The sequence below is a fragment of the Stakelama sediminis genome (genome assembly GCF_014199335.1).
Classification (GTDB): domain Bacteria; phylum Pseudomonadota; class Alphaproteobacteria; order Sphingomonadales; family Sphingomonadaceae; genus Sphingomonas; species Sphingomonas sediminis.
Window position 1 is genome coordinate 226220 of sequence record NZ_JACIJI010000003.1, and the last position, 11377, is coordinate 237596.

Genomic DNA, 11377 nt, shown 5'->3' on the forward strand with positions numbered 1-11377 from the left:
CCGCGTTGCCCGCAGACCCTAATCGGCGGATGCGTCGGCGTCGAGGCGTTCAAGAAACCGGCGCGCCGAGGCACGCAGTGCCAGCTTGTCGCCTTTCTCCATCTTCTCCCATGTTCGATAGGGCATGGCCAGTCGTCGGTTTTCGCCCAACTTTTCTGCGTTGCGCGCGAGAAAGTCCCAGTAAAGTGCATTGAACGGGCAGGCGTCGTCGCCGGTCTTCGTTTTCACATCGTATCGACAAGTCCCGCAATAATCGGACATGCGGTCGATATAGCTACCCGACGCGGCATAGGGTTTCGATCCCAGCAGGCCGCCATCGGCAAACTGGCTCATACCCAGCGTGTTGGGCAATTCGACCCATTCATAGGCGTCGGCATAGACCTCCAGATACCATATATGCACCTGTTTGGGGTCAGCCCCGATCAACAGCGCGAAGGTACCGGTAATCATCAGGCGCTGGATATGATGCGCATAGGCGTGTTCGAGCGTCTGACCGATCGCCTGCGCCAGACAGTGCATATCGGTATCGCCGCTCCAGTAGAATGCCGGCAGGTCGCGCGTCGCGTTCAAATAATTCCGGTCGACATAGTCCGGCCCCTCGCGCCAATAGATGCCGCGTACATATTCGCGCCAGCCGATAATCTGACGGATGAATCCTTCGACACTGTTGAGCGGAGCCTTTCCCGCGCGATATCGCGCCTCCGCCTCACGACACAGATCGACCGGGTCGAGCAGGCCAGCATTGAGATAGGGCGACAGCAGCGAATGCCACAGGAACGGCTGGTCGCTGACCATCGCGTCCTGATAATCGCCGAAGCAAGGCAATGCGTGATCGAGAAAATTACGCTTTTGCCGCATCGCCTCTTCATGTGTCACGGCAAAGGCGAAATGGTCGAGGCTGCCGAGATGATCGGCAAAGCGGTCGGCGACCAACGCGATCACCTCGCGGGTTACCTCATCGGGGCGAAACTGAATGGGCCGCGGTATGTCGAGGCCACCGCCCGGCGCGGGCTTGCGGTTCTGCCTATCGTAATTCCACTGCCCGCCCTCCGGCTGATCACCGTCCATCAGCAAGCCGGTCCTGCGCCGCATTTCGCGATAGAAATATTCCATGCGCAGTTGCTTGCGATCCGATGCCCAGCCGTCGAATTCGGCATGGCTGCACAGGAAGCGCGTATCCAGACGGATTTCTACTTCAGCTTCAAAGCGCGTGTCCCACTGATTAAGCATCGCCGCAACGCGCCATTCGCCCGGTTCGGTCACTACGATGCGATCGGGTGCATATCGCTCAACCGCGCGCGCGACCTCTCCGGTAAAACTACCGCTATTGTCGGGATCGTCTAGCGTCACATAGTCGACCGTCCAGCCCAGTTCGCGCAACCGCGCGGCATGGTGGCGCATCGCCGACAGGATAAACGCGATCTTCGACTTGTGATGCCGGACATAGGTCGTCTCATCCATTACCTCCATCATCAGGACCACGCAGTCGCCCGGATCGGCCCCGTCGAGCGAGGAAATGTCGGGCGATAGCTGGTCGCCAAGGATCGGGATGAGCGTGGCCATGGGAACGAGAACGCTGCTCCGAGACATTTAGCCTCAATGAATGCGAAATCTACCCACGAGGTAGTTGCTTAGTTTCGGCCATCTCCATATAGACGGTGGTAGATGAAGGAGATTATAATGAAATTGATCACGAGCGCCGATGAAGTCCTGAACAACATCCATGCACTTCAAACCGAACTTGCCCAATCCGATGGCCTGGTTGACCGGCTTGGTTATGTTCACGCCTGGTATGTTGACACGGGGAACCCGGAATTGCCTCTTTTCGGATTTTCAAAATTCATTGGCTATAAGGGACTGACGGCCGAAAAATACCTCCGCAAATACAAGGCGTTGGACGGCAGAAATACCGAATGGGCGCTGAAGGATTATTTCGATGAAATTCGTCCAGATTCGCCGGATTTTCGCCGTTATCGCCATCAGTTGTCGGATTGGCTATCCGGCTTTGGTCGCGCACCGCGCAAAACGATCCGTATTATGTTGTTGAAACCGGAATATCGGGAAGCCGATGCCACCGAAGATCGGCGCTTGTTGGAATTGCTGATGGCTGTGAGTGATATGCTCACTCCGGCCCAGCGCCAAGAACTCCGGTCCCACCTGTGATGATGGATTCTCCGTGCCCTGCTCCCTACATAGCCCCCATGACACCCAAGCATCTTGGCCAGAGCAGCGCGCTTCCCGCTTCGCCGAGGGAAGCCGAACTCGATTACGTGCCCAATCCGCGGCCCGGCACGCTGTATCTCGTGCGGTTCGCCGCACCCGAATTCACCTCGCTGTGTCCGGTGACCGGCCAGCCCGATTTCGCGCATCTCGTCATCGACTATGCGCCCGGCGAGACCATCGTCGAATCGAAATCGCTCAAGCTTTTCCTCGGCGCGTTCCGTAACCATGCTGCCTTTCACGAGGATTGCACCGTCGGCATCGGCCAGCGCCTGTTCGACGAGATGAAGCCGAAATGGCTGCGGATCGGCGGGTACTGGTATCCGCGCGGCGGCATTCCCATCGATGTATTCTGGCAGTCGGGCACGCCGCCCGCAGGCCTGTGGCTGCCCGATCAGGGCGTACCCGGTTATCGCGGGCGCGGCTGAGCAGAAGGAAGTTGCTACCGGCACCATTGCGCTGCCGGTCTTTTTCCCTACATCCGGCTGGTGACTTCCCAGCCGATCACCGCCCGTATCGCCGACGGCGTCACCGCTATTGCCGCCGCTGACTGGGATGCCTGCGCGGGCACCGGCAACCCGTTCGTCAGCCACGCCTTTCTGGCGGCGATGGAACAATCCGGGTCGGCAACGACGCGCACCGGCTGGCAACCGCTGCCGATTGTCATCGACGATGCCGATGGCCGTCCTGCGGCAATCGCGCCCGCCTATGGCAAGGCGCACAGCCAGGGCGAATATGTGTTCGACCATGCCTGGGCCGATGCATGGGAGCGCGCGGGCGGCGATTACTATCCGAAATTACAGATCGCAGCGCCATTCACGCCGGTGCCGGGACCGCGCCTGTTGCTGCGTGATCCCACACTTGCCCCCGCGCTGATCGCCAGTATCGAGGCGGTGACCGACCGCAACCGCCTGTCCTCGGCGCACGCGACCTTTATCGCGCCCGAAGAAGTGCCGTTGTTCGAGGCCGCTGGGTGGCTGATCCGGCGCGGCAACCAGTTTCACTGGAACAATGACGGCTATGAAAGCTTCGACGATTTCCTCGCCGGCCTTGCCAGCCGCAAGCGCAAGGCGATTCGCAAGGAACGCGCTGCGGCACAGGCCGGACTGACCATCTGCCATCTGACCGGCGATGCGATCACCGAGGCGCATTGGGACGCCTTCTGGACCTTCTATCAGGATACCGGCGCGCGCAAATGGGGGCATCCCTATCTGACGCGGTCGGCCTTTTCCCTGATGGGTGCGACGATGGGGGAGCAGATCCTGCTGATCCTTGCCGAACGGGATGGCGAGCCGATTGCGGGGGCGCTCAACCTGATCGGTGCCGATGCGCTCTATGGCCGCTATTGGGGCTGTGTCGAAGACGTGCCCTTCCTGCATTTCGAGCTATGCTATTATCAGGCGATCGACGCCGCCATCGCACGCGGGCTGGCACGGGTCGAGGCCGGTGCGCAGGGCGAGCACAAGCTGGCGCGCGGCTATGTCCCCACCACCACTTATTCCGCGCATTACCTGCCCGATCCCGGATTTCGCACGGCAGTGGCGGAGTTTCTCGACCGCGAGGCGCAGGCAGTCGCCAATGAACAGGATTATTTGAGCGCGCTGGCGCCGTTCAAACGTTCCGGCTGAGCTGCCTCCGGCGTGGCGGCGGGTGTCAGTTCCGCACTTTGCGTCAGTGGCTGCGGTTCGACCTTTGGGGCATCCGCCTCCAATATGCGCGCAGCGAGTTTCGGGTTTCGGCGCAGGCGAGCGACCATCAGCCTGCCATAGGGACCGAAATCGCTTTCGCGCAGCTTTGCTGCCTTCTGATCGTGGTCGATCCGGAACAAAACGCTGGTCCCGTCGCGCCAGACCGGGGTCAGCCCCTGCGTCAGTCGCGGATCATATTTGGGCGGCTGCACCAGCCAGAGATAATCGAATGCCTTGCGCGGAAACACCGACAGCGCCACCGCCACCGGTCGCCAATATTCCAGCGGGCATTGCACGCTGGTAATCAGTTCAGAAGGGTCGTGGCGAAACCCCAGACCTTCGGGAAAGCGCACGGTCAGCAACTGGCCGCCCGCCATCGACCACTGGTCGTTGGCAAAGGCCAGCCGGCGTTCCAGCGCAATGCCCGCAATGTGCTCCATGCGCGACATCTTCCACTCATTATGGCAGGTTTCCCCAACCAGCGTGAGCAGACGCGCACCGACGGGTACATGGTTGAGCGCTGCCATTTCGCGGTCATAGGTCTTGGAATAGAGGTAGAAGCTCGCGCCCGTGCCGCCCATGCGCACCAGGAAAAAGGCAAGGCCCAGCATCGCCACCAGCCCGGCACGGCGGATCGACAGGCCGGGCTTGGGCCGCAGCGCGATCAGCGCGGTCATCAGGATATAGGGTACCAGCCGCATATCGGCATAGGCGGAGCCGAACACGATACGCGGCAGCAACACGAACACCGCCAGCAGCAGCAGCGCCGACAGCGTCAGGTTGCGCGAATACTCGATATTGCGGTCGCGCACGCCCTTGAACAGGATCAGATAGACGACGCCCAGACAGGCAAGGTCGAACAATTGCCAGCGGTCGCGGAAGACCTGCGTCACCCACAACATCTTCGCCTGCCAGTGGAACCAGTCGCCGGTCTCCCCCGTCACATGGCCCGACCGCCACAGCACCATCGGTATCATCGGCGCGGTCAGCACCAGACAGTGCAGCCCCGCATAAATCCAGGCCCGCGCCCAATTGTGCCATGATCCGCCGAGCCGGTCGCGCTGGCGCACCAGCTCGCCCGAAAAGGCAAGGATGCCGAGCAACCCCCAACCATAGGTATGCGTCACCCATATGGCGAAGGAGATCGGTACGAACACAATCCCGCGCAGGACCAGCCGGTTCTGCCGCGCCATGCGCAACCACAAGGCATAAGCGTTGAGCGCGAACGCCATCGACAGCGAGAAATTGACGAAGCCGAAATAGAGCGGGAAATTATACACCAGCGGCAGAGCAAACAGCGCAGTCGCCGGGATTTTTCCATGCACTTCGCGTGCGACCCACAACAGGCCGATGGCGGTCAGCACCGGAATGCAGATTACGATCAGCTTGACCGCAGGCTCCAGCCCGATCAGCGCTTCCAGAGGGATAACGATCAGGTCGACCCCCAGATTACCGATCAGGCTCCACTGGAATTTGTACCAGTGGTGCAGCCAGGGCGCGGTGTCCCATGCCTGTTGCACGCGATAGCGCCCCATATGGCCGAGCAGATCGACCATCGGGGGGATGGTCGGCCAGAGCAGCGGCAGCATGGCGATGAGCGCCATCGCCAGCACAAACCATCGCGTCTGCCACCAATGCAGCTTTTCTTGGGGTACCCCGGACATCGCAGGGCTTTTAATGCGATGCAGCAAGTTTCGACAAGCGCTGATCGTGCCGAATGCGATAGAAATGCAGCGAACCGCCGGTGTCCACAGGGATCAGCCAGTCCGGCGGCGCCTCTTCACCTTCCAGCCGGGCGGCAAGGCTGCCCCGATAGTCGCCTTGCAGTCCCGGCGCGGTAAAGTCGCCCGGACACAGCGCAACATAATCGATATGCCAGCGCCGCGCGAGCTGCTGCGCACGTTCGGGGCGCGCGAGAAAGAACTGATACATCGCCAGATTGCCGATATTATTGCGGTGATACCCCGCCGCGACCGCATGCATCTGCGTTGCGCCGATCAGATAGGAGCCCAGCGTGATCGGCGCCATGACGGTGCCCTTCGGCATCTGTGCAAGCTTCTGGAACGGCCCCGGCGCGGTACAGGCCTGTTCGGCGGCGCGTCCGGCAACCACTTTCGGTGCCATCGCACGATCCACAAAGCCGGACAGGGCGTAATAAACCATGCCCGCCCCGGCGGCCCATAGCAGCAGACGCTTGCCGAGATTGCCTGCACTGTCGCGGCCCAGCGCGACCGCAAAGGGCAGCACGCTCAACCCGCCGAGAATATAGCTGACCCGCATCTGCAGCAGCAGCGCCACGACGCTGAGCCCGAGAAACACAGTAAAGAGTTTCCAGCGCAGGTCGGTCATGCCGCCGCGCCACCACAAGAGCAGCGCCGCGACGAACCCTGCAATCGACAGACCGCCAAATTCGATCTTCCAGCCGAACGGTTCCTTGGGTGAGGTCAGCGGCAGCGCTTCCCCGACATTGGCCATCCATACGCGTTGCAGAAACGGATTGAGCGAGCCATAGGGGCCCTCCAGACAGACCGGCGACAGAAGCGCCGCCGCCACGACCGCGCCTGCACCGATCGCGCCTGCCGCCACGATACGACTGCGCAGGGTGGTGACATAGCGGCCGGAGAAACCGAGCAGCAGCCACGCCGCAGCCAGTGCCAGCGTCGCGCGCGTCGAAGAGGGCGTGAACCCGTCGCACCATTGTTCGGGCCAGACATGCGGGCGCATAAAGGCAAGCAGGACCAGCGTCACCCCGCCCAGCGCCGCGCCGAAACCGACCGCCTGACGATCCTGATCCGCGCTTCCCCACAGCCAGGCAATGCCCAGCACCACCAGAACGGCGACAACTTCCGGCGCCACTTCCAGTCCGACGGCAAGACTGAGCGCCGCCGCGATCCCGCCGATGATCCCGGATTTCAGACTGGCCGGACCGACAAACATATCGACCAGCACCAGCGTCAGAACGATCTGAAGATCGTGATGATCGAGCCTGCCGGGAATGAAAAGGCCGATGGTGGGATAGGCCAGCGCACCGAGCAGCAACGCAGGCGTGCGTGCCTGTTTCCCGCCCAGCCGTTCGCCCAGCCGCGCAATCAGCAGCAGATAGAAAAAGAACAGGATACCGGGATAGGAGACGCTCATCGCCACCTCCGCCCCGTGCCTGCCCAGCAGCGGCGTCAGCAGCGTCACCAGCAGCGCCGGTCCCATATCGGCGAGGCGCGACCAGTGCATCGGCGCACCCCCTGGCGGGCCGAGACGATACTGCATCAGGTCGTTGAACCCCTGCCCGTTCAGCCAGTCGCGAATTTCCGCCAGCCGCATCATGTCGTCATTGCCGGGCAGGTGCAGCACGCTGAGCGCCGCCCAGTCGCGCATCGTCCAGATCGTCGTCAGGAAAATCGCCAGCGCCGCCGCCAGCACGACCGATCCCGAAAGCCGGGGCGTCGAAACCTGCAGACGCCTCTGCGCCGGTTGCCAAATAGTGCCTGCGTTCATGCCCGCCCCGGCGAATGATGGTTCTTGCCCCCACCACTGGGACAAACATCCTTAAAAATCGGTTTCCGCGTTAACCAAAATTTTGCCTTCCCCGATGCACATTTGCCCGGACTGGATATTCGGGGGGTATATCGCCAATGACGGCAGCACAGGCTTTACGGCAGGACATCGTAAACGACGGCAGCACGCCGCCGAACCCGTCCCCTGTTGAGCTGTCGATCGTCATGCCCTGCCTCAATGAGGCGGAAACCATCGCGATATGCATCAAAAAGGCGAAGGCTTTTCTCGACCGGCACGGGGTCGCCGGTGAGATCATCATTGCCGACAACGGCTCGGTCGACGGGTCGCAACAGATCGCCAACGCGCTGGGCGCGCGAATCGTGCATGTCGAAGCCAAAGGCTATGGCGCGGCACTGATCGGCGGGATCCGCGAAGCGCACGGGCGCTATGTCGCGATGGGCGACGCCGATGACAGCTATGACTTCGAAGGGCTGATGCCGTTCGTCGAGCAACTGCGCGACGGCGCCGATCTGGTGATGGGCAACCGCTTTCGCGGCGGAATCGAAAAGGGCGCGATGCCGCCACTGCACCGCTATCTGGGCAATCCGGTGCTGAGCTTCATCGGGCGCACCTTCTTTGCCACCCCGATCCGCGACTTTCACTGCGGGCTGCGTGCATTTCGTCGCGACCGCGTCACCGAACTGGGGCTGACCTCTCCCGGTATGGAATTCGCCAGCGAGATGGTGGTGCGTGCCGCCATCGACGGCTTTGACATTCGTGAGGTGCCGACGACGCTCAAACCCGACGGGCGGTCGCGCGCGCCGCATCTGCGCACCTGGCGCGACGGCTGGCGGCATTTGCGCTTCCTGCTGATCTATGCGCCGCGCTTCCTGTTTCTTTATCCGGGGCTGGCACTGTTGTTCGCAGGGCTGGCGACGATGCTGGCGCTGATACCCGGCGACCTGCAACTCGGTAGCCTGCAATTCGGCATTCACACCATGATTTTCGGCGTGATGGCCGCAATCATGGGGTCGCAATGTATCGGGCTGGCGGTGATGGCGCGCCGTTACGGCGCGATTGCGGGCATGTGGCCCGAAAGCGGGTTGATGCGCCGCGTGCGTAACTGGTTCTCGGTCGAGCGCGCCTGCGTACTTGGCGGCCTGATGCTGGCAATGGGCATTGGCGGCGCGATCCTCGCAACTTCGATCTGGGCCGCGCACGGCTTCGGCAATATGCAGCCTACCGCGCTGATGCGCGTCACGATCCCGTCGGTATTCCTGTCATGCGTCGGGCTTCAAATGGTGCTGACCGCCTTTTTCATCGGGCTGCTCGACCAGCCCGGCCGGCGCTGAGCTAAACGTCCCGGCGACCGAGCAGACGAAGCCGCAGCGCGTTCAGCTTGATGAAGCCCGCGGCATCGCGCTGGTCATACGCGCCCTCGTCATCCTCAAAGGTTACGACCTTTTCCGAATAGAGCGTGTTGGGCGATTTGCGGCCGATGATGTGGATGCCGCCCTTGTAGAGTTTCAGGCGCACCGTGCCTGCCACCTTTTGCTGGCTGAGATCGATCGCGGCCTGCAGCATCTCCCGCTCAGGGCTGTACCAGAAGCCGTTATAGATCAGTTCCGCATAGCGCGGCATCAGCTCATCCTTCAGATGCGCTGCACCGCGGTCGAGCGTGATCTGCTCGATCGCGCGGTGCGCGGCATGATAGATGGTGCCGCCCGGTGTTTCGTACATGCCGCGCGATTTCATGCCGACAAAGCGGTTTTCGACCAGATCGAGGCGGCCGATACCGTGCTTGCGCCCCAGTTCGTTTAGCGCGGCGAGGAGCGTCGCAGGCGACATCGCCTCACCGTTCAGGGCAACACCGTCACCCTTTTCGAAATCGATGGTGATGACTTCCGGCGTGTCGGGCGCGTCTTCCGGACTGACGGTGCGCGAGAAAACATAGTCGGGCACTTCCTGCCACGGATCTTCCAGCACCTTGCCCTCGGACGAGGTGTGCAGCAGGTTCGCATCGGTTGAAAACGGGCTTTCGCCGCGCTTGTCCTTCGGCACCGAAATCTGGTGCTTTTCGGCAAAGTCGATGAGCGCGGTGCGGCTGTTCAGATCCCATTCGCGCCAGGGCGCGATGACCTTGATATCGGGATTCAGCGCATAGGCCGACAGTTCGAACCGTACCTGATCGTTGCCCTTGCCGGTCGCGCCATGGGCGACGGCATCGGCGTTCACTTCCTTCGCAATCTCGATCAGGCGCTTGGAAATCAGCGGCCGGGAGATCGAGGTGCCGAGCAGGTACAGCCCTTCATACAGCGCATTGGCGCGCATCATCGGAAAGACGAAATCGCGGACGAATTCCTCGCGCAGGTCGTCGATATAGATATGTTCGGGCTTTACGCCTGCGGCTTCCGCCTTTTTGCGCGCCGGCTCCAGTTCCTCGCCCTGCCCCAGATCGGCAGTGAAGGTCACCACCTCGCAATCATATTCCTTTTGCAGCCATTTCAGGATCACGCTGGTATCGAGACCGCCCGAATAAGCGAGAACCACGCGGTTGATCTTGTCGGCCATGGCAGCAGGACTCCGAAAGCTTGGAAAAACGGGGCTGCGTCTAGGACCGCTCGGGCGTTTGCGCAATGCTTCGTGTAAGCGCGGGCAGGTACCCTCCCAATGCCAGCGCGCGAAAGACATAGCTGGCAAGCAACGCAACCCACATGCCCGGCGCTCCGAACGGGCGCAGCAAAAGGTCGGTGCCGACATAGAGCGCGGTGGCGAGCAGCGCCGCGTTACGCAATGCCGTGCCCCGTGTCGCGCCGATGAAAATCCCGTCTAGCAGCCAGGCAGGCGCACCGATCAACGGCACCAGTGCGGTGAACCACAACAGCGCTTCGGCATGATCGCGTACTGCCGCATTGTCGGTGATCGCAGCAATCCCCCAACCGCCGCCAATCAGAGTCACCAGCGCAAAGACCAGCCCGGCGGACAGCGAAAACTCGCCCGTCAGCCGAATGGCACGACGAAACCGCTCGCGCGACCCGGCTCCGATCGCCATGCCGATGCGCGATTCGGCGGTGAAGGCGAAGCCGTCGAGCACGAAGGCGGCAATCGACACGAACTGCATCAGCACCTGATTGGCGGCCAGCGGCACCGTACCCAGCCGCGCGCCCGCATTGGCGAACCATGCGAACAGGAAAAGGAGCGCAATAGTACGGATCATGATGTCGGCATTGACCGCGAACAGGCGTTTGAGCGCGGCACGGTCGAACAGCCCCGCGCCCTGTGCTCGCAATGCGGCAAGCGTGCCCGGCCCGGCGATCTTCAGCGCAATCACCGTCCCGATCAGCAGTTCCGACCATTCGGCAATTGCGGTGCCCAGCCCGACACCGCGCGCGCCCATGCCGAAATGCCACACGAAAAGGATATCCAGCACGATATTGATGCAGTTCATCGCCACCTGCAGCAGCAATGCCGCGCGCGTCCGGCCCAGCCCCAGCAGCCAGCCGATGATCGCAAACCCGGCAAGCCCAGCCGGTGCGCCGAAAAAGCGTGCGGCAACATAGCCGCGCGCCGCCGCGTCCAGCGTTTCCCCACCTGCGAACAGCGCAAAGGCCAGCGGAACGATGACCACTTGCAGCGCGAACAGGATGGCACCGATGACGATGCCCATCATCACACCGCGCGCCAGCATCGCGCGCACCTCCGCTGTATCGCCGGCGCCCTCAGCCTGCGCGGTCATGCCGGTCATTCCCATGCGCAGGAAGCCGAAGGTCCAGAAGGTGAAGTTGATGATCGTCGTGCCCAGCGCCACGCCCGCCAGCGCCGCGGCACTGCCGGTACGCCCGATGACGATAGTATCGACCAGCCCGACCAGCGGCACTGTCGCCTGTCCCAGCATGATCGGCCAGGCCTGCGCAAAAATCGACCGGCGGGTGAGCGGCAATGACGGCATGGCGCATTGCTCTATCGGGCAACACTGT

General features: G+C 62.1%; 9 protein-coding genes. 4 read left to right on the forward strand and 5 right to left on the reverse strand.

The window, feature by feature from the left end; translation table 11 throughout:
• Positions 1-18 precede the first annotated feature (18 nt).
• The gene (locus FHR23_RS10575) at positions 19-1563 is read right to left on the reverse strand and encodes a cryptochrome/photolyase family protein (protein ID WP_184003692.1); all 1545 of its coding nucleotides are present in this window, start codon (positions 1561-1563) and stop codon (positions 19-21) included.
• 117 nt (positions 1564-1680) lie between these two features.
• On the opposite strand from FHR23_RS10575, the gene FHR23_RS10580 reads away from it, so the two are divergent.
• The 3 genes from FHR23_RS10580 to FHR23_RS10590 are packed head-to-tail and all read left to right on the forward strand — an operon-like array spanning position 1681 to position 3848.
• Positions 1681-2163 carry a hypothetical protein gene (locus FHR23_RS10580; RefSeq protein ID WP_184003694.1) on the forward strand — a complete coding sequence of 161 codons (483 nt, stop codon included), beginning with the start codon at positions 1681-1683 and terminating at the stop codon, positions 2161-2163.
• Between the two features lie 38 nt (positions 2164-2201).
• Entirely contained in the window at positions 2202-2648 is a 447-nt protein-coding gene (gene queF / locus FHR23_RS10585) for a preQ(1) synthase (RefSeq protein WP_184003696.1), read from the forward strand.
• A 60-nt stretch (positions 2649-2708) separates the two neighbouring features.
• A complete protein-coding gene (locus FHR23_RS10590; protein ID WP_184003698.1) occupies positions 2709-3848 on the forward strand; it encodes a GNAT family N-acetyltransferase in 1140 nt (379 codons plus the stop codon).
• On the opposite strand, the gene FHR23_RS10595 is transcribed toward FHR23_RS10590, so the two are convergent.
• Together FHR23_RS10595 and FHR23_RS10600 are read right to left on the reverse strand one after the other, a co-directional pair.
• The gene (locus FHR23_RS10595; RefSeq protein WP_184003700.1) at positions 3809-5572 is read right to left on the reverse strand and encodes a hypothetical protein; all 1764 of its coding nucleotides are present in this window, start codon (positions 5570-5572) and stop codon (positions 3809-3811) included. The genes FHR23_RS10590 and FHR23_RS10595 overlap by 40 nt on opposite strands.
• A gap of 10 nt (positions 5573-5582) precedes the next feature.
• Positions 5583-7400 (reverse strand): hypothetical protein, encoded by a 1818-nt coding sequence (locus FHR23_RS10600; RefSeq protein WP_184003702.1) that lies wholly within the window; start codon positions 7398-7400, stop codon positions 5583-5585.
• Positions 7401-7537: 137 nt separating this feature from the next.
• Here FHR23_RS10600 and FHR23_RS10605 point away from each other — a divergent pair, with 137 nt between their 5' ends.
• Positions 7538-8752 (forward strand): glycosyltransferase family 2 protein, encoded by a 1215-nt coding sequence (locus tag FHR23_RS10605; protein ID WP_184003704.1) that lies wholly within the window; start codon positions 7538-7540, stop codon positions 8750-8752.
• Position 8753: 1 nt separating this feature from the next.
• Here FHR23_RS10605 and FHR23_RS10610 read toward each other — a convergent pair whose 3' ends face one another.
• Positions 8754-9971, reverse strand: coding sequence for an argininosuccinate synthase (locus FHR23_RS10610; RefSeq protein WP_184003706.1), 1218 nt, complete (start codon positions 9969-9971; stop codon positions 8754-8756).
• 40 nt (positions 9972-10011) lie between these two features.
• Positions 10012-11349 (reverse strand): MATE family efflux transporter, encoded by a 1338-nt coding sequence (locus FHR23_RS10615; protein ID WP_246359831.1) that lies wholly within the window; start codon positions 11347-11349, stop codon positions 10012-10014.
• Between the last annotated feature and the right edge of the window lie 28 nt (positions 11350-11377).

Coding starts and splice junctions, on each gene's coding strand:
- FHR23_RS10595 (WP_184003700.1), bottom strand. CDS start 5,572: ATGTCCGGGGTACCCCAAGAAAAGCTGCATTGGTGGCAGACGCGATGG.
- FHR23_RS10580 (WP_184003694.1), top strand. CDS start 1,681: ATGAAATTGATCACGAGCGCCGATGAAGTCCTGAACAACATCCATGCA.
- FHR23_RS10600 (WP_184003702.1), bottom strand. CDS start 7,400: ATGAACGCAGGCACTATTTGGCAACCGGCGCAGAGGCGTCTGCAGGTT.
- queF (WP_184003696.1), top strand. CDS start 2,202: ATGACACCCAAGCATCTTGGCCAGAGCAGCGCGCTTCCCGCTTCGCCG.
- FHR23_RS10575 (WP_184003692.1), bottom strand. CDS start 1,563: ATGGCCACGCTCATCCCGATCCTTGGCGACCAGCTATCGCCCGACATT.
- FHR23_RS10605 (WP_184003704.1), top strand. CDS start 7,538: ATGACGGCAGCACAGGCTTTACGGCAGGACATCGTAAACGACGGCAGC.
- FHR23_RS10610 (WP_184003706.1), bottom strand. CDS start 9,971: ATGGCCGACAAGATCAACCGCGTGGTTCTCGCTTATTCGGGCGGTCTC.
- FHR23_RS10615 (WP_246359831.1), bottom strand. CDS start 11,349: ATGCCGTCATTGCCGCTCACCCGCCGGTCGATTTTTGCGCAGGCCTGG.